The sequence below is a fragment of the Sphingopyxis sp. sgz302558 genome (assembly GCF_057220455.1).
On record NZ_JBXPUZ010000001.1, the window covers coordinates 516,944 to 533,330 of the forward strand.

19 protein-coding genes are annotated in these 16,387 nt (G+C 65.0%); 4 read left to right on the forward strand and 15 right to left on the reverse strand.

What is annotated here, in order from left to right:
* The first annotated feature begins 10 nt into the window (after window positions 1–10).
* Complete coding sequence (queG, locus tag AC2TC0_RS02545) at window positions 11–1,120, forward strand: tRNA epoxyqueuosine(34) reductase QueG (RefSeq protein ID WP_484715915.1); 1,110 nt, start codon at window positions 11–13, stop codon at window positions 1,118–1,120.
* On the opposite strand, the gene AC2TC0_RS02550 is transcribed toward queG, so the two are convergent.
* The gene (locus tag AC2TC0_RS02550) at window positions 1,050–1,712 is read right to left on the reverse strand and encodes an EI24 domain-containing protein (RefSeq protein ID WP_484715916.1); all 663 of its coding nucleotides are present in this window, start codon (window positions 1,710–1,712) and stop codon (window positions 1,050–1,052) included. The genes queG and AC2TC0_RS02550 overlap by 71 nt on opposite strands.
* 93 nt (window positions 1,713–1,805) lie before the next feature.
* On the opposite strand from AC2TC0_RS02550, the gene AC2TC0_RS02555 reads away from it, so the two are divergent.
* Entirely contained in the window at window positions 1,806–2,804 is a 999-nt protein-coding gene (locus AC2TC0_RS02555; protein ID WP_484715917.1) for an adenosine kinase, read from the forward strand.
* Here the strand turns inward: AC2TC0_RS02555 and AC2TC0_RS02560 are convergent.
* From AC2TC0_RS02560 to AC2TC0_RS02595, 8 genes are all read right to left on the reverse strand, one after another.
* Complete coding sequence (locus AC2TC0_RS02560) at window positions 2,796–3,422, reverse strand: MarC family protein (protein WP_484715918.1); 627 nt, start codon at window positions 3,420–3,422, stop codon at window positions 2,796–2,798. The two genes, AC2TC0_RS02555 and AC2TC0_RS02560, sit on opposite strands and share 9 nt — an antisense overlap.
* A 12-nt stretch (window positions 3,423–3,434) precedes the next feature.
* Window positions 3,435–4,112: a hypothetical protein gene (locus AC2TC0_RS02565; RefSeq protein WP_484715919.1), complete on the reverse strand. Its 678-nt coding sequence runs from the start codon at window positions 4,110–4,112 to the stop codon at window positions 3,435–3,437.
* Entirely contained in the window at window positions 4,112–5,005 is an 894-nt protein-coding gene (folD, locus tag AC2TC0_RS02570; protein WP_484716465.1) for a bifunctional methylenetetrahydrofolate dehydrogenase/methenyltetrahydrofolate cyclohydrolase FolD, read from the reverse strand. Before folD ends, AC2TC0_RS02565 begins: the two co-directional genes overlap by 1 nt.
* Window positions 5,006–5,013: 8 nt before the next feature.
* Window positions 5,014–5,310 carry a YggT family protein gene (locus tag AC2TC0_RS02575; RefSeq protein ID WP_484715920.1) on the reverse strand — a complete coding sequence of 99 codons (297 nt, stop codon included), beginning with the start codon at window positions 5,308–5,310 and terminating at the stop codon, window positions 5,014–5,016.
* Window positions 5,311–5,354: 44 nt separating this feature from the next.
* A complete protein-coding gene (gene argB, locus AC2TC0_RS02580; RefSeq protein WP_484715921.1) occupies window positions 5,355–6,251 on the reverse strand; it encodes an acetylglutamate kinase in 897 nt (298 codons plus the stop codon).
* Entirely contained in the window at window positions 6,248–6,904 is a 657-nt protein-coding gene (locus AC2TC0_RS02585) for a queuosine precursor transporter (protein WP_484715922.1), read from the reverse strand. Before AC2TC0_RS02585 ends, argB begins: the two co-directional genes overlap by 4 nt.
* A gap of 263 nt (window positions 6,905–7,167) precedes the next feature.
* On the reverse strand, window positions 7,168–9,132 hold the full coding sequence (locus tag AC2TC0_RS02590) for an alpha/beta hydrolase family protein (RefSeq protein WP_484715923.1): 1,965 nt from the start codon (window positions 9,130–9,132) through the stop codon (window positions 7,168–7,170).
* 42 nt (window positions 9,133–9,174) lie between these two features.
* A complete protein-coding gene (locus AC2TC0_RS02595) occupies window positions 9,175–9,789 on the reverse strand; it encodes a hemerythrin domain-containing protein (RefSeq protein ID WP_484715924.1) in 615 nt (204 codons plus the stop codon).
* Window positions 9,790–9,907: 118 nt separating this feature from the next.
* Between AC2TC0_RS02595 and AC2TC0_RS02600 the strand changes: the two genes are divergently transcribed.
* On the forward strand, window positions 9,908–11,218 hold the full coding sequence (locus AC2TC0_RS02600; RefSeq protein ID WP_484716466.1) for a NupC/NupG family nucleoside CNT transporter: 1,311 nt from the start codon (window positions 9,908–9,910) through the stop codon (window positions 11,216–11,218).
* Between the two features lie 95 nt (window positions 11,219–11,313).
* Window positions 11,314–11,922 (forward strand): beta/gamma crystallin-related protein, encoded by a 609-nt coding sequence (locus tag AC2TC0_RS02605; protein WP_484715925.1) that lies wholly within the window; start codon window positions 11,314–11,316, stop codon window positions 11,920–11,922.
* Between the two features lie 167 nt (window positions 11,923–12,089).
* Here the strand turns inward: AC2TC0_RS02605 and AC2TC0_RS02610 are convergent, their stop codons facing one another.
* From AC2TC0_RS02610 to gluQRS, 6 genes are read right to left on the reverse strand one after another with little or no spacing between them, the layout of a single operon-like run.
* A complete protein-coding gene (locus AC2TC0_RS02610) occupies window positions 12,090–13,238 on the reverse strand; it encodes an epoxide hydrolase family protein (RefSeq protein ID WP_484715926.1) in 1,149 nt (382 codons plus the stop codon).
* The gene (locus AC2TC0_RS02615; RefSeq protein ID WP_484715927.1) at window positions 13,235–13,720 is read right to left on the reverse strand and encodes a hypothetical protein; all 486 of its coding nucleotides are present in this window, start codon (window positions 13,718–13,720) and stop codon (window positions 13,235–13,237) included. Before AC2TC0_RS02615 ends, AC2TC0_RS02610 begins: the two co-directional genes overlap by 4 nt.
* A 30-nt stretch (window positions 13,721–13,750) precedes the next feature.
* The gene (locus tag AC2TC0_RS02620; protein ID WP_484715928.1) at window positions 13,751–14,620 is read right to left on the reverse strand and encodes a 3-hydroxyacyl-CoA dehydrogenase NAD-binding domain-containing protein; all 870 of its coding nucleotides are present in this window, start codon (window positions 14,618–14,620) and stop codon (window positions 13,751–13,753) included.
* 21 nt (window positions 14,621–14,641) lie between these two features.
* Window positions 14,642–15,223, reverse strand: coding sequence for a cob(I)yrinic acid a,c-diamide adenosyltransferase (locus tag AC2TC0_RS02625; protein ID WP_484715929.1), 582 nt, complete (start codon window positions 15,221–15,223; stop codon window positions 14,642–14,644).
* A gap of 13 nt (window positions 15,224–15,236) precedes the next feature.
* Window positions 15,237–15,461: an HIG1 domain-containing protein gene (locus AC2TC0_RS02630; RefSeq protein ID WP_484715930.1), complete on the reverse strand. Its 225-nt coding sequence runs from the start codon at window positions 15,459–15,461 to the stop codon at window positions 15,237–15,239.
* Window positions 15,462–15,470: 9 nt separating this feature from the next.
* Window positions 15,471–16,307 (reverse strand): tRNA glutamyl-Q(34) synthetase GluQRS, encoded by an 837-nt coding sequence (gene gluQRS, locus AC2TC0_RS02635; RefSeq protein ID WP_484715931.1) that lies wholly within the window; start codon window positions 16,305–16,307, stop codon window positions 15,471–15,473.
* Between the last annotated feature and the right edge of the window lie 80 nt (window positions 16,308–16,387).

Genomic DNA, 16,387 nt, shown 5'->3' on the forward strand with positions numbered 1-16,387 from the left:
AGCGAAGTTAATGCGCCAACTGTCTCCAACCGCTGACCATCTGGCGACGCAGCTGGCCGACGCGGCGCGCGCGCACGGCTTTGTCGCCTTTGGCATCGCCGCCGCCGCTGCCGCACCGCAGACGCAGGGGCGGCTGCGCCAATGGCTCGCCGACGGCTGCCATGGCGAGATGCTGTGGATGGAAAGCCGTGCCGACGAGCGCGGCAGCCCGGCGGGGCTGTGGGCCGAGGTCCAATCGGTGATTATGCTGGGGATGAGCTATGCCCCCGCCACCGACCCGTTGGCGCTGGCGGAGCAGCCTTCGCGCGGGCGGATTTCGGTCTATGCGCAGGGGGCCGATTATCACGACGTGGTCAAACGCGCGCTCAAAGCCGTCGCGCGCGAGCTGGTTGCGCTGGCCCCCGAGGCTGCGGTGAAGGTGTTTGTCGACACCGCGCCGGTGATGGAAAAGCCGCTCGCGGAAGCCGCCGGGCTGGGGTGGCAGGGTAAGCATACGAACCTGGTCAGCCGCGACCATGGCAGCTGGCTGTTTCTGGGGGCGATTTACACGACGCTGGCGCTGCCGCCGTCGCTGGCGGGGCGCGATCGCTGTGGTTCGTGCGATGCGTGCCAGCGCGCCTGTCCGACGGATGCCTTCCCAGCGCCCTACCGGCTCGATGCGCGGCGCTGCATTTCCTACCTGACCATCGAGCATAAGGGAGCGATCCCTGAGGAACTGCGCGCCGGCATCGGCAACCGCGTTTATGGCTGCGACGATTGTCTGGCGGTGTGCCCGTGGAACAAATTTGCCGATACAGCGGCGCGCCACCGCGCCTTTCTGCCGCGCGCCGAGCTAGCGGCGCCCGCGCTGGCCGACCTGCTGGCGCTCGACGACGCGGGCTTTCGCGCCGTGTTCGCTGGATCGCCGATCAAGCGCATCGGCCGCGCACGAATGGTGCGCAACGCAGCGATTGCGGCGGGAAACAGCGGCGATGCGGGGTTTGTGCCTGCGTTGGAACGGCTGCGTTACGACAGCGACCCGGTGGTGGCGGAGGCGGCGCTCTGGGCGCTTAGCCAGCTTGCCGCCCATGCAGCAGATGCACCGCCATCGCCGCGCCCAGCACCGGGGCGAGCAGATTGACCACGGGGATGACGAACAGCGCCGATGCCGCGAGCCCCATCAGATTGCGGTCGCGCGCGGACAGCGGCGGCATGCCCGGGTGGCGCGCCAGCACCATCGCTTCCAGATCGCGGCCCAGCACGAGCATATTGACGATCAGCACCAGCGCCAGCGTGCCGACGCCAGTGACCAGCAGAAGCAGGTAAAAGGGCGCCGCGACCAGATTCCAGCCGACCGCCCGCCGGGCCGAACGCAGCCCCATGCGCACGCCGCGCGTGAAGGTGACGGGCGTCGCGCGCGCGGCGGCGGCGGGATAATGATCTTCCTCGACGCTTTCGACGATCCCGTCGGTGAACAGACCCATCACCGCCATTGCCACCGCCCGGAACAGGAACCAGCCCAGCAAGACCGTCAGGCCGGCGGCGACCAGCGCGGAAAAACCCTCTGCCTCGGGAAACCAGCGCGGCAGCAGCCACCCGTCGAGCAACGCCCACAGCCCCGCACCCAGCAGCGCAAAGACCAGCAACGACAGCGCCGCCACCGCCGCGACGAGGCGAAAGGTGCGCGCATCACCCAGCTGGCGCAGCGACAGAGTGAAGGCGCGCAAAATCATCGCGCTGCTGTGCCACGGCGGGCCGGACTTGCGCAAGGTGCCGCTGCCGCCTAGGGCGCGCCAAACCCCCTCTCAGCGAAAGCCAGCCTGCGTATGACCAACCCCGCCCGCCTCGACGTTGTCGCCATCGGCAACGCCATCGTCGACGTTATCGCCCGTGCCGCCGACGCGCTGATTGTCGCCGAGGGGCTGACCAAGGGGTCGATGCGGCTGATCGATGCGGGCGAGGCCGAGCGGCTCTATGCGGCGATGGGCCCGGCGGTCGAAATGTCGGGCGGATCGGCGGCGAACACGCTCGCGGGGATGGCCGCGCTGGGGCACAATTGCGGCTTCATCGGGCAGGTCGCCGATGACCAGCTGGGCGCGGTGTTCACCCACGATCTCACCGCCACCGGCGTCGAATATACCACCCCGCCATTGAGCGCAGGCGCGCCGACCGCGCGCTGTTTGATCCTCGTCACCCCCGATGGCCAGCGCACGATGAACACTTTTCTGGGCGCGAGCCATTTGCTCGAGCAGAAAATGATCGACGAGGGCATGATTGCCGACGCGGCGATCCTGTACCTCGAAGGCTATCTCTGGGATCCCGAATTGTCGCGCGCGGCGATGCGGCGCGCGATTGACGTGGCGCGTGGGGCGGGGCGCAAGGTCGCCTTCACCTTGTCCGACGCTTTCATCATCGATCGCCACGGTGACGATTTCCGCGCGCTGCTGGCCGAAGGGCTGTTCGACATATTGTTCGCCAACGAAACCGAAATTTGCGCACTGGCGCAGACGCAGGATTTCGAAGCGGCGGTCGCGGCCATCGCGCCGCTGGTGCCGCTGCTGGTCGTAACGCGCGGCGAACACGGGGCAATTGCAGTGGCCGATGGCGTGCGCACGACTGTCGGCGCCGAGCCGGTGCATGCGGTGGTTGATACGACCGGCGCAGGCGATCTGTTCGCGGCCGGCTTCCTGTCGGGGCTGGCACGCGGGGAAAGCATGGAACGCTGTCTGATCAGCGGTGCGGTATGCGCAGGGGTGATTATCGCGCAAATCGGGCCAAGGGCGCAGACGGATTTGAAGGCGGCGGTGGCGAAGCGCCTAGACTAACCCGAAACTGCCGCGCAGGCCGTCGATGACGAATTGCGCGGCGAGCGCGGCGAGGAGCACGCCGAGCAGGCGGGTGATGACCGCCTCGGTCTTTTCGCCGAGCACGCGCATCAGCGGGCCTGCCGCGACGAGCGCCGCCAGCGTCACGGCAAGAACCGAGCCCAGCGCTGCCAGCACAATGAGGGCGCGGTCGAGCCCTTCATTCTGCGACACCAGCAGCATGATCGACGCGATCGAGCCGGGGCCGGCGATCATCGGCATCGCCATCGGGAAGATCGACACATCCTCGGTCTCGGGCGTGTCGATGATCTTCTGGGCGCGCTCCTCGCGCCGCTGGGTGCGCTTTTCGAACACCATGTCGATGGCGATAACGAACAGCATGATGCCCCCGGCGATGCGGAAACTGTCGAGCTCGATATGCAACGCGCCCAACAATTGTTCGCCGAACAGTGCGAAAATGACGAGGATGACGCCCGCGACAAGGACCGCGCGGATGGCCATGTTGCGCCGCTGCGCCGCGCTCGCGCCGTGGGTCAGGCTGGCGTAAATCGGCGCGCAGCCGGGCGGGTCGATGACCACGAACAGCGTGATAAAGGCCGAGAAGAAGAGGTCGAGCATCTGGCGCGCGCCCTATTTTGCCGCTGCTGCCGCGACGTCATCGTCGATAACCGGCTGCATCGCACTTCCATCCCACATACGCACGGTAATCCGGCGCGATCCGTCGCGGCGGACCAGGCTGCGCCAACTTAGCGTCTGGTCGGCGGCAAGGCCGATCGACAGATCCTCGCCCTCGGCCCCGGCTTCGATGCCGACGGCGGGACGCGACCCGCAGACCGCCTGCTTTCCTTCGATAAATTCGGGGGCCTCGCGCGGGGTGCCGGCCAGCGGCACACCGTGATCGAGCACCCATTTGAAGCTGCCGTCGCGCTCGCGGAGCCACACCGTCGTGAAATAGCCAGAGCTGCCGCCCGGGCCGGTCCAGCCGCCGGTGGTCGCGCCCGCGCTGCCATCGCAGCTGGTGTACACCGCGTGCGGCGCCCAGCTGATGCCGCTGCCGAGGTTGCCGGTCTTCAGCCAGTCAAGCGCGCGCACGCGTTGCGGCACGAACATGACGGCATCCTTATGCGCGGTTTCGCGGAAGGCGGCGATCATGCCCTTGTCCTGCGCCAGCCGGTTGAAGGCGAGCTCGGCGGCGATGATGGCGCTCGGGTTGGCCGCCAAGGGTCGATTGCGTTCGGCGCGCGTCTGTGGGCTGACGCACCCCGCCAGCGCCAGCAGGATCAGTCCGGTCAGTGCAACTCGGCGCATTATAATCCCTCCGGTTCGGGCAAGCTGGCGCGGCGGTGCGCGGCAACGATGGTGTTGCGCAGCAGGCAGGCGATAGTCATTGGCCCGACGCCGCCGGGCACAGGGGTGATCGCCCCGGCAATCGCGCTGACTTCGGCAAAGGCGACGTCGCCGACAAGGCGCGTCTTGCCGGGTTCGGCGGCGGGGACGCGGTTGATGCCGACATCGATGACGCATCCGCCGGGTTTGATCCAGCTTTGCCGCACCATTTCGGGCCGTCCGACGGCGGCAACCACAATGTCGGCGCGGCGCACGACTTGCGGCAGGTCTTTGGTGCGGCTGTGCGCGATGGTGACGGTGCAGCTTTCGTTCAGCAGCAGCTGCGCCATCGGCTTTCCGACAATGTTCGATCGCCCGATGATGACGGCCTCCAACCCGCTCAGGTCGCCCAGCTGTTCTTTGAGCAACATCAGGCATCCCAAGGGCGTGCACGGCACCAGCGCGGGCAGGCCGACGGCGAGACGGCCGGCGTTGACGACGTGGAAACCGTCAACGTCCTTGGCGGGGTCGATGCGGTCGAGCACCGCCTTGTCATCAAGATGCGCAGGGAGCGGTAGCTGGACGAGGATGCCGTCCACGCCTGCATCGGCGTTGAGGCTGTCGATCAGCGTCAGCAACGTCGCGGCATCGCTATCGGCGGGCAGGCGATGCTCCCACCCCGCCATGCCCGCTTCGGCGACCGCCTTGCCCTTGCTCTTTACATAGACCTGGCTGGCGGGATCTTCGCCGACCAGAACGACGGCAAGGCCGGGGGAACGCCCGGTCTGCGCAGCAAAATTCGCTGCCGCTGCCGCAACGCGCGCACGCAAACCGGCAGCAAAGGCCTTGCCGTCGATCAGCGTAGCGGGCGGCATTGCCGCCATCAGAGCGAATTCAGCGCCGCAAAGCGGTAAAAATACCCCAGCACCGGCCCCTGCAAAATGATGATGATGATCAAGACAATCATCGGGGTCAGATCAAGCCCGCCGAAATCGGGCATGATGCGGCGGAAGGGGCGGTAGAGCGGCTCGCAAATGCGGTCGAGCGTCATCCAAATCTGCGCGACAAAGGGGTTGGTGGTGTTGATGACATTGAACGCGATCAGCCACGATAAGATTGCCTGAATGATAATGAACCACCAGGCAACGGTGAGCAGGATATCGATGATTTGCAGAAGCATCAGGAGCACGGGAAAACTCGCCGAAAAAGGGATGTTGCCGCCTCTTAACGCCTTATCAGCGTTCCGGCACCCCTTGCCGTGAAAATTTCGATCAGCATGGCGTGGGCCACGCGCCCGTCGAGGATGACGGCGGCATCGACCCCGCCCTCGACCGCGGCGGTGCAGGTGTCGAGCTTGGGGATCATTCCGCCGGAAATCGTACCATCGGCCATCAGCTCGGCAATGCGCGGCGGATCGAGGTCGGTGAGCAGTGCGCCCGCTTTGTCGAGCACGCCGGCGACATCGGTCAGCAGAAACAAACGCGCCGCGCCCAGTGCCGCCGCGACCGCGCCTGCCATAGTGTCGGCGTTGATATTATAGGTGTGGCCGTCGCTGCCAATGCCGATGGGCGCAATCACCGGGATGATGTCGGCGGCAATCAGCGTATCGATCACGCGCCGGTCGACCCGCGCGGGTTCGCCGACAAAGCCGAGGTCAACATGGCGTTCGACGCCGATCTGCGGATTGGCGTCGCGCCCGACCTTTTCGGCAATGACCAGCCCCGCATCCTTGCCCGACAGGCCAACCGCGCGCCCGCCCGCTTCGGCAATCCAGCTGACAATATCCTTGCTGATCGCGCCCAGCACCATTTCGGCGACGCTGGCGGTTTCCGCATCGGTAACGCGCAGGCCGCCGACAAACTGCGATTCGACCCCCAGCCGCGCCAGCATCTTGCCGATTTGCGGCCCGCCGCCGTGGACGACCACCGGATTGATGCCGACGGCGCGCAGCAGCACGACATCCTCGGCAAAATCACGCTGGCGCTCGGGATTCCCCATGGCATGGCCGCCATATTTGACCACGAAAGTCTGGCCGGCATAGCGCTGGAGATATGGCAGCGCCTCGACCAAAGTTTCCGCCTTGGCGAGCAGTTCGGCCATGCGTGGATCGGTGGCGGTCATTGGAAGCGCGCGTCCACCCAGCGGCCGAGCGCGACGGCGAGCTGCACGAACAGCGGGACCATGATGATCGACAGGAAAATCTTGGCGGTCAGCGCGCCGATCAGAAGCTGGGGCAGATCATAACCCTCGACCCCGGCAAAGGCGATGGTGATGAACAAGGTGGTATCAACCAGCTGGCTGACGACCGCCGCAATCCCGCCGCGCAGCCACACCATCTTGCCGGTGCCGCTGCGCAGCCGGTCAAAAATATAGACGTTCAATGTCTGCGAAATGCCATAGCTGATCAGGCCCGCTGCCATCAGCCGCGACCCTTGCGCCAGGATCAGCTGATATTCCGACTGCTTGTCCCAGAAGCCCGCCGCTGGCAGCGCGATGACCAGCTGGATCAGCAGCGCCGACAGGATCAGCGGAATAAAGCCGAAGCGCACCAGCCGGTTGGCCGCCGCAGGACCATGGAGTTCATTGACCGCGCTCGACAGCACAACGAGCTGGAGGAAGGCGAAAATCCCCGCCTCAACCGTCAACGGCCCGATGGCGACAATTTTGACCCCGAGCACCCCGGCAACGACCACCAGCCCGCCATACACGACGGAAAAGAGAAGGAGCGAAGGGGAAATGCCGCGCGGGTGCGGCGGAGCGGCGGTATCAGTCATCACCAGCGCTTATCGCCATTTGCTTGGACTTGGCAACATCCGCGCGGTGCAAACGAAAAAGGGGGCTGTCGCCAGCCCCCTTTTGCAATGCATTGCCAGACCGATGCTCAGGCGTAAGCGACCTTGGTGGTCACGCCCGCCTTGCGGTTGCGCAGTGCGCCGCCGACCAGGCCAAAGCCCAGGATCATCATCGCCTGCTGCGGCGCAGCGAAAAAACTTGTCCTGAATTGGTGAAGTTACCCGATCGGCATCCCAGCAGCCGCTCAGTCGGGCGGATTATGCTTGCGCAAGAACGCTCCCATCGCCTCGAGCAGTGCCAGCCGGTCGGCCTCACGCGTGAAATAATGGTCGGCGAGCGGCAGCGACAGAAATTCCGATGATTTGCCGGCCTTGCGCATTGCGGCGTGCATCTTCTCGGACTGACGGTGGTCGACGGTCACATCGCGCTTGCCGTGGATCAGCAGCAACGGGGCCGTGATGCGATCGACGGCATAGATGGGTGACACAGCGGAAAAGTCATTGCTCATCTTCGCCCATTGGCTGCGGTACAGATTTTCGCGCGACGAGTTGCCAAAGTCGGAGGCTTCCTTGCGCAGGTTTGACACACCCGCGATGGAAACGGCGCAGCGATAGAGGTCCGGGTCCTTGGCCAATCCCCACATGGCGGCATAGCCGCCGTAGGAGGCGCCAACGATGCAGACGCGTTGCGCGTCGGCCAGCCCTTCGGCCACCGCCCAATTGAGCGCGTCGGTCAGATCGTCCTGCATGGCAAGGCCGATCTGGCCATGCGCCTTTTCCACAAAGGCCTCGCCATAGCCGGTCGAGCCGCGAAAATTGGGCTGGATCACGCCATAGCCCTGTTCGGCCAGATATTGCGCCCAATAGTCATAGGTCAGCGTGTCCTGCGCCCAGGGCCCGCCGTGCGGCATGACGATGAAGGGAAGCGCCTTCGCTGCTCGCCCGCGCGGCAAGGTCAGCACCGCTTCAATTTCCAGCCCGTCGCGCGCCTTGTAGCGGACGAGCTTGGCGCGCGACAGCCGCTTGCCCCCAATCACATCGTTCATGGCGGCGAGCCGCGCCATTTCGCCCTTGGTCGCATCGAAAAAGAACAACAGCCCCGGATTGTCGGGCGTGCTGATGCGCAACAGCATTTTGGTCTGGTCAGCGCTCAGGTCGCTAATGTCCACCCGCGCGGCGGGGGACCGCGCGCTGAGCGCTTTTTGATGCGCGGCCAAGACCGGGTCAAGCCAATGCATCGGCACATCGGGATCGGAATCGAGCACCCCAAGCAAACGGCGGCCGTCGCGTGAGGTCAAAATGCCGGCGATATTGCCCTTGGCAGATGTGAAGAGCAGTTTCTTCTGCTCCCCGGTCAGCATATCGACTTCGGCCACCGCATCTTCGCCCGCTGGCGTTTCGGCGAAAACCCAAGCATTGTCACCACCATCGACGAATTCAAGCGGTATGGTCAGTCGCTCTTCATCACGCAGGCTGGCCCGCCCGGCGATGCGCATCGGCCCGCCATTTTCGCCGCGATAGAGCAAGTTCGAGCGCGTCGAGGTGTCGCGATAGCTGATCGCGTAGCGCACCCGCCCCAGCCGATCGGCGCCCCATGCGAAGATATTGACGCGCCCGGCCTCCACCATCCGCTTTTTGCCGGAGGCAACATCGACGCGATACACGGAGGGCCAGTACCCATCGGCGTAAATCGAGCTCTGCGCCGCAATCAGCACTTCGGTTGACCCATCGTGCGGTACCCAGATGAGGTCGGCGGACTGGCCCGCCAGATCCCACAGCAGGCGGGTTGGCTTTCCCGTCGCGCGCTCCACGCCGATATAGCGCGTCACATACCAGTTGTCCCCGGCGACCGGCATCAGCGCGTAGAGCTGGACGATCACATAGTTATCATTGACCCAGCGCAGTTCGCCGACTTCGGTCAGCTCGGGTAAGGCAATCATCCGGCCAGCGCTGCGATCTCCCAGCACCGGCATGATTGCCAGCCGCTGTTCGCCACTGACCCCGAGCAAACCGGCGATGTGCGTGCCATCGGGCGACAGGCGCGGCCGTTCGATAAATGGCAATTTGGCAAAAGCGCTGGCGGGCAGTTTCTCGGTGGCTGCGGGTTTCGGGGATGCGGTCTCTTGCGCCGCCACAGGGTTGGCAAGCAGCAGGGCTGCACCCATCACCAGACGCCCGAGCACCGTCCCCAACTGCCTGACCATATCCATTGCTCTCCGGCTGCGGGGATGGCCCCCGCATCGCCAAGCAACTTATTTAAGGCGAATTTTCTTGTCCAGCTGCGCCGTTACCTTTTCGGCGCGTTTGCGAGCTTTGAAGACGCGCAGCATGTAGCGCTTGTCGGCGTCGGTCAGCGTCTTTTCGGCGGCGACAAACTGTTCCTGCTCTTCCTCGCGGATGTGATGGAGATATTTGTCCTTGAGCGCCTCGAAGCGCTTCAGCCAGCCTTTCTTGCCCATGTCGCGTGCAGCAAGATCGGCGAGCATGTCGTCAATCTGCTTATGCTCGGCGACCGCGTGGCGGCCGTCATCGGTGGTCTTGGGGTTGCGCAGCACGCTCGACCACAGGGCCTGCTCCTCGGCGGCGGCATGTGCCTTGAGCTCGCGGTTCAGCTCCTTGAACAGGCGGGTGCGATCCTTGCTGCCCGCGCCGCTGTCCGCGATCATGGCGAGCAGCGCGCGGTGGCGGTCATGATCCTCGACCAGTTGGCCGAAGATTGCGGGGTCGCCGCGAAATTTGGTCGCGGGCGTGCTGCCGATGCGCGCCGCGCGGGTGGGCGCAACCGCAATGGCCTTGGCGATACCCTTGGCTTTCGCAGCCTTTTCATCGGCACCGGCCGATTTGGTCGCTGTCTTGATTGCTGCCATCGCGGCCTCCCATGCTGCGGCGCTACCTTCCCTCTCAACGCCGGGCATGGCGCAAGGGTTGCCAGCGGCCATTCAGCGGCTAAACCGGCCCGACGCACTTTGGGGGAAAAACAGCTTCATGCAAAGCCTGATAGGACTGGTCGGAATCCTTGCCATATTGGCGATTGCCGTGCTGTTTTCGTCAAACCGCCGCTGGATCCGGCTGCGCGTCGTCGTCCCGGCCTTTGCGTTGCAGGCGGGATTTGCCCTGTTGGTCCTGGGCACGCCGTGGGGGCGTGCGATCATTCAGGGCATGTCCGACGGCGTGTCGAACCTCTTGAGTTATGCCAAGGCGGGCACCGATTTCATCTTCGGCCCGCTCGCGGGGCCCGAATTGGGCGGCAACAGCTTTGCCATCGCCGCGCTGCCCGTCATCATCTTTTTCGCCTCGCTCATCTCGATCCTCTATTATCTGGGCATCATGCAGCTGGTGATCAAATGGGTCGGCGGCGGCATCCAGAAAATCACCGGCATTACCAAGGTCGAAAGCCTGGGCGCGGCGTCGAATATTTTCGTGGGCCAAAGCGAAAGCCCGCTGGTGATCCGGCCCTATCTGGCAGGCCTCACCCCGCCGCAGCTGTTCACCATCATGTGTGTCGGCATGGCGGGCGTCGCGGGGACGATTTTGGGCGCCTATGCCGGGATGATTGGCGAACGATTATTGCCCTATCTGCTCGCGGCCAGCTTCATGTCGGCGCCGGGGGGTATTTTGATGGCAAAAATCATCATGCCCGACGATCCCAAGGACATCGGCATCGAACCCATTATCATGCCCGACGCCAGCCATGACGAGGAAAAGCCCGCCAACATCATCATGGCGGCGGCGCAGGGCGCGCAGACCGGCGTGAAGCTGGCGGTCGCGGTCGGCGCGATGGTGCTGGCGTTCGTGGCGCTGGTGGCGCTCGCCAACGGCTTGCTTGGCGGGCTGGGCAATATGCTGGGGCAAGAGGGCTGGTCGTTCCAAAGCGCGCTGGGCTTTATCTTTGCGCCCGTCATGTATTTGGTCGGCGTGCCGTGGGAGGAAACCGGCGCAATTGGCGGGCTGTTCGGCACCAAGGTCGTGCTCAACGAATTTGTCGCCTTTATCGAACTCAGCGCGATGCAGGGCACATTGTCGCCCGCTGCGGTCGCCATCTGTACGTTTGCACTGTGCGGTTTTGCCAATTTCAGCTCGATCGCGATCCAGATGGCGGTGACCGGCGGCCTTGCCCCCAACCAGCGCCCGATGATCGCGCGGCTGGGGCTGAAGGCGCTGCTGGCGGGCAGCCTGGCCAATCTGATGTCGGCGACATTGGCGGGGCTGATTTTGAGCTTCACCGCGCCGCTGACGCCCGCTGCGCCGCCCGCTGCGCCGCCCGCTGCGCCTGCCGCGGCGCCAACGCAACCCTGACATGGCCAAGCCCGCTTTCCGGGCGCAGAGCAACATGCTACCATTTGAACCATAACAAACATCCCGGAGTCGCAAGCGCTGCAAGGGAGAGAGTTATGCAACGTTTCAAGAAGGTCGGACTGGTGGCCGGCGCTGTGCTTGCACTGGGCGGCGGTGTCGCGGTGACAGTGGCGCAGGACAAGATGTGGCGTCCGGCCGAAGCGACGATCTACCGCGATGTGGGTTACAACGGCCCTGCCGTCGCCATGCGCGATAGCAACCCCGACATGGGTCTCGCCTGGCAGGTCAACGCCATCCGCGTCCAGTCAGGCGTGTGGCAATTGTGCGAACAGCGCAACTATCGCGGGCGGTGTCGCACCTATGATCGCGACACACCGATGCTGGGATCGCTGCGGCGCGGCATAACGGTGCAATCGATCCGCCTGCTCGGTGGCGGTGGCAGCGGCGGGGGCGGCTATCCCGGCGAAATGGCGCGCGACCAGACGGTGCGCGGCAATTTTGCCCAATTCCACACCCAGCCTTCGATGAATGGCTATCGCGTCGAATCCTGTCCGGGCGGCAACGCTACGGCGGCGTGCATGAAGCGCAACGCCGATGCCTTCTGCCGCGCCACCGGCTGGAACGGCAGCGGTAAGGCGCATCAGGAAACGGTGCGTGGCCGCGTCTATCTGGCCGATGTGCTGTGCGTGCGCAGCGGTTATTGACGAGAGAAGGCCGAAACAGACGCGGATTTTGACCGCTGCCGTGCTGGCAGCGGCGCGGCCTACGAAAATGGCTTTGGCTGGCGATTGCACACCAAGGGCAGCAAGGTGCTCTGGAACACGGTGGTGCGTTCAGCACCGGAAATCTGTCGGCCGGTCGCGGTCCCGCGCTAAAGGTCCATCTGCGCCAGTGCGGCCCTAACCTCGCCGGCGAAGATTCCGGGCTCTTCCCACGCCGCAAAGTGCCCGCCTCGCTCGGGTTCGCCCCAATGGACGATGTTGGTATAGCGCCGCTCGGCCCAGCGGCGCGACAGGCGGAAAATTTCCTCCGGAAACAGGCTGCATCCCGTGGGCACGGCAACTTGCGCGCCGGCGAAATTGCGGAAGCTGTGCCAATAGAGCCGCGCGGACGAGGCCGCGGTGGCGGTGAACCAGTAAAGGCTGACATTGTCGAGCATCGCGTCGCGGGTCAGCACGCACTCGGGATGCCCACCAACCGATTGGCCGCCGGGTTCGTGCCCGCAATCGGTCCAGCCGTGCAGCTTTTCGACTATCCAGCACATTTGCCCGACCGGCGAATCGGTCAGCGCATAGCCAATGGTCTGCGGCCGCGTTGCCTGGATCGTCGAATAGCCATTGTCCTTGGTTTGATACCAGCCAAAGCGCGCCAGATAGGCCTGCTCCTGCGGCGTCAGCTCGGCCATCGTCGCCGGGTCGGGCTGGCCCACCACCATATTGATATGGATGCCGGCGCAATGGCCCGCATGGTGCGCCCCCAGCGCCGAAGTCACCGCGCTGCCCCAGTCGCCGCCTTGCGCGAAATAGCGCGGGTAGCCGAGCGCGACCATCAGCGCATTCCATGCGGCCGCAATATGCTCAACCGACCATTTGGCAACCGCAGGTTTGCCCGAGAATCCAAATCCCGGAAGCGATGGAATTACAAGATGATAGGCATCTGTCAGTGACGCCGTGACGTCAAGAAATTCGAGCACCGACCCCGGCCAGCCGTGCGTCAGGACCAGCGGGCGCGCGGCGGGATTGGCCGAACGGATATGGAGGAAATGGATGTCGAGCCCGTCCACGTCCGCGACGAATTGCGGCAGCGCGTTGAGGCGCGCTTCAATCCGCCGCCAGTCATAGTCGTGCTGCCACGTGGTGGCGAGCTCCTGCGCATAGGCGAGCGGGACACCCTGATCCCAGTCATCCACGGTCTCGCGCTCGGGCCAGCGTGTATTGGCCAACCGCGCCTTAAGGTCAGCGATGGCGGCATCGGGGACATGGGCCCGAAAGGCGCGCGGCGGGCCGACCACCACCTTCACGGCCGCGCCGGAGCCTTGCAGCCGCGCGCCAGGCCGACCCCTTTGAGGAAACCGCGCCGCGCCGTTCCGGCCTGCACGGCGAGCGCATAGCGGCGGCGTTCGGCATTGGCGCCGCTAACCTCGCCGACGATACCGCTAAAGGGGATCAGGCTTTTGCCCGCCGAGCCGATCAGCCGCCCAGCGGTCGCCTCGCGCTTTTCCGAGAGGCTCTTTTCGACCGTCTCGTTGACATCGGGGCCAAGTACGGCATCGAGCTCGCGAATTTCGGTCGCAATCGCGGCGCATTTCGCCATGCCATCAAGCGCATAGGGATTTTCCTGAATGGACGCGAGTTTGGCCGGGATTTCCTTGCCATCGAATGGCTCGGTCACGGTGTTGCCCACGTCTTTGACCATCGGGTCTTTCAGGATTTCCTCCTGCGCGGCGGCGGGCGCGGCGGCCCCGACTGCAAGGCACAATGCGCCGATCATCCACTTCGCCATGTGCTTTGCTCCTACAGCGCTGATTCCCCTTTATCTTGTCGGCACTGGTTCGGGTCCTGTCCAGTCGTAAAAGCCGCGTCCTGCTTTCTTCCCGACCCAACCTGCCTCGACATATTGCACCAGCAGCGGCGCGGGGCGGAATTTGGGATCGCCGGTGCCCGTGAACAGCACGCGGATGATTTCAAGGCAGGTGTCGAGCCCGATGAAATCGGCCAGCGTCAGCGGCCCCATCGGGTGGTTGAGACCGAGGCGGCAGGCGGTGTCAATGTCGCGCATGCTGGCCACGCCCTCGCCCAGCGCGAACACCGCCTCGTTGATCATCGGCATCAGCACGCGGTTGACGATGAAGCCGGGGGCGTCCTGCGCATGGACGATTTCCTTGCCCAATTTGCGCCCAAAGGCCTCGACGGCGCCCAGCGTTTCCCCGCTGGTGGCGAGGCCGCGGATAAGCTCGATCAGCCCCATAACCGGCACCGGATTGAAGAAATGCACGCCGATGAAGCGCGCCGGATCGGGCGCGGCCTGCGCCAGCCGGGTGATGGGGATGCTGCTGGTGTTGGTGGCAAGGATGGCGGTGGCGGACAGGTGCGTGCCAACGCTGGCAAAAATCGCGCGCTTGACTTCCTCGCGCTCGGTCGCGGCTTCGATGACCAGATCGCACGGGGCAAAGGCGGCGTGGTCAGCGACCGGGGTGATGCGGGCCAGCAATGCATCAGCGTCGCCGGCTGTCATTTTTTCCTTGGCGACCAGCCGGTCCAGCGCCTTGCCAATCCCGGCCTTGCCCGCCTCGGCACGCGCCAAATCGACATCGCCGAGCACCACAGCATAGCCCGCACCGGCACTCACCTGCGCAATACCTGCGCCCATTTGCCCTGCGCCGATAACGCCGATCATATTCATGCAAGCCCCCGAAATTTCCCTTCAGCGCGACGCGCCCGGCACCCACAGCACGTCGCCCGCGCCATTGCCGTTGGCGGCGCGGCAGGCCACGAACAGCCAGTCGGACAGGCGGTTTAAATAGGCGAGTGCTGCCGGGTTGAGCGCGCGTTCGCTTGCTGCCGCCACGGCGCTGCGTTCGGCGCGCCGCGTCGCGGTGCGGGCAAGGTGCAGCCGTGCCGCGCCCTCGCTGCCGCCGGGCAGAATGAAGCTGGTCAGCGGCGGCATGCCCGCGTTCATCGTGTCAATCTCGTCTTCCAGCCGCGCGACCTGCGATGCGACGATGCGCAGCGTCATCTCGCCCGGCGCAAAGGGATCGGCGCTGTCGTCAGCCGGGGTGGCGAGGTCGGCGCCAAGGTCGAACAGGTCATTCTGGATGCGGGTCAGCCGCGCGGCCATTTCGGCATCGGCCAGCGCCAAAATGGCAAAACCGATCAGGCTGTTGGCTTCATCGACATCGCCGATCGCCGCCATCAACGCGTCATCCTTCGCCACGCGCGATCCATCGACCAACCCAGTGGTGCCGTCGTCGCCGGTGCGCGTATAGATTTTGTTGAGCTTGACCATGCCGAACGCCCGGTCAGGCGGCGGCGGCGAAAATGCCGATCAGGATCAGCAGCAAGATGGTGATGGCCTGCCATTTGACGCGTGCCATCATCATGCGGTTCTGCATCAGCTGATTTTCTTTCAGCGTGCCGTTCATCTCAGCCTGGTGGCTTTGCGTGAAATGAAACAGCCCGCGGCCCAAAGCCACGAGCACCAATGCTGCGGCGACGACCACGCCGATGATGAGAAGTGCGTTCATGTCGGTTCTTTACCCCAACGCCAGCGAATATCCAGCAGGCAGTTGTTGAACGCGCAAGCGTGCGGCCAGTTCCGCCCCGTTCACGCCTGCAGCACGCAGCGCCGCGAGCGTTGCGGGCCGGTCGCGCTTGGCGAGCCGCCGCCCGTCGGGGCCGCACACCAGCGCATGATGATGATATTCAGGCGTCGGCAAGCCGAGCAGGCGTTGCAGCAGCAAATGGACAGCGGTTGCCTCCAGTAGATCGGCACCGCGCACCACGAGGCCAATGCCCATCGCGGCATCGTCGATGGTGCTGGCGAGGTGATAGCTGGCCGGCGCATCCTTGCGCGCAATCACGACATCACCGTGCGGCAGCGGGTCAAAGGTCGTCGCGGCGCCATTGTTGATGGCATGAAGCGGTCCGGCCGCCGCCGCGGCGCGGGCCATATCAAGCCGCCAGGCAAAGGCCTTTGTCCGCATCTGTCCGGCGCGTTGCTGGCCCGACAAGGCGCGGCACGTGCCCGGATATATAACCCCGGACGGCCCGTGCGGCGCGGCCACGCTCGCAGCGATGTCGGCGCGGGTGCAGAAGCAGGGATAGGCAAGATCCATGGCAACGAGCCGTTCGAGCGCGGCAGCATAGGCCGCCAGATGCGCGCTCTGTCGCCACAGGGGCGGCACCCATTCCAGCCCCAGCCACGCCAGATCGGCAATCGCGGCATCGACATAGTCCGCGCGCGAGCGCGTGCCATCGATATCGTCGATGCGCAGCGCCATCGTGCCGCCCAGCATCGCGGCCTGCACCGCGCTATAGGCATGGCCCAGATGCAGCGGGCCGCTGGGGCTGGGGGCGAAACGCGTCAGCATTTGTGCCGCACCGATTCCAGATGCGGGGTTTCGCTCGCACGAATCATGCAACATCTGGTGGCAATTCCCCCCTTGACGTC

Bases quoted from the DNA above. Each gene is read 5' to 3' on its own strand.
- queG (WP_484715915.1), top strand. From the start codon at position 11: ATGCGCCAACTGTCTCCAACCGCTGACCATCTGGCGACGCAGCTGGCC.
- AC2TC0_RS02550 (WP_484715916.1), bottom strand. From the start codon at position 1,712: ATGATTTTGCGCGCCTTCACTCTGTCGCTGCGCCAGCTGGGTGATGCG.
- AC2TC0_RS02555 (WP_484715917.1), top strand. From the start codon at position 1,806: ATGACCAACCCCGCCCGCCTCGACGTTGTCGCCATCGGCAACGCCATC.
- AC2TC0_RS02560 (WP_484715918.1), bottom strand. From the start codon at position 3,422: ATGCTCGACCTCTTCTTCTCGGCCTTTATCACGCTGTTCGTGGTCATC.
- AC2TC0_RS02565 (WP_484715919.1), bottom strand. From the start codon at position 4,112: ATGCGCCGAGTTGCACTGACCGGACTGATCCTGCTGGCGCTGGCGGGG.
- folD (WP_484716465.1), bottom strand. From the start codon at position 5,005: ATGCCGCCCGCTACGCTGATCGACGGCAAGGCCTTTGCTGCCGGTTTG.
- AC2TC0_RS02575 (WP_484715920.1), bottom strand. From the start codon at position 5,310: ATGCTTCTGCAAATCATCGATATCCTGCTCACCGTTGCCTGGTGGTTC.
- argB (WP_484715921.1), bottom strand. From the start codon at position 6,251: ATGACCGCCACCGATCCACGCATGGCCGAACTGCTCGCCAAGGCGGAA.
- AC2TC0_RS02585 (WP_484715922.1), bottom strand. From the start codon at position 6,904: ATGACTGATACCGCCGCTCCGCCGCACCCGCGCGGCATTTCCCCTTCG.
- AC2TC0_RS02590 (WP_484715923.1), bottom strand. From the start codon at position 9,132: ATGGATATGGTCAGGCAGTTGGGGACGGTGCTCGGGCGTCTGGTGATG.
- AC2TC0_RS02595 (WP_484715924.1), bottom strand. From the start codon at position 9,789: ATGGCAGCAATCAAGACAGCGACCAAATCGGCCGGTGCCGATGAAAAG.
- AC2TC0_RS02600 (WP_484716466.1), top strand. From the start codon at position 9,908: ATGCAAAGCCTGATAGGACTGGTCGGAATCCTTGCCATATTGGCGATT.
- AC2TC0_RS02605 (WP_484715925.1), top strand. From the start codon at position 11,314: ATGCAACGTTTCAAGAAGGTCGGACTGGTGGCCGGCGCTGTGCTTGCA.
- AC2TC0_RS02615 (WP_484715927.1), bottom strand. From the start codon at position 13,720: ATGGCGAAGTGGATGATCGGCGCATTGTGCCTTGCAGTCGGGGCCGCC.
- AC2TC0_RS02620 (WP_484715928.1), bottom strand. From the start codon at position 14,620: ATGAATATGATCGGCGTTATCGGCGCAGGGCAAATGGGCGCAGGTATT.
- AC2TC0_RS02625 (WP_484715929.1), bottom strand. From the start codon at position 15,223: ATGGTCAAGCTCAACAAAATCTATACGCGCACCGGCGACGACGGCACC.
- AC2TC0_RS02630 (WP_484715930.1), bottom strand. From the start codon at position 15,461: ATGAACGCACTTCTCATCATCGGCGTGGTCGTCGCCGCAGCATTGGTG.
- gluQRS (WP_484715931.1), bottom strand. From the start codon at position 16,307: ATGCTGACGCGTTTCGCCCCCAGCCCCAGCGGCCCGCTGCATCTGGGC.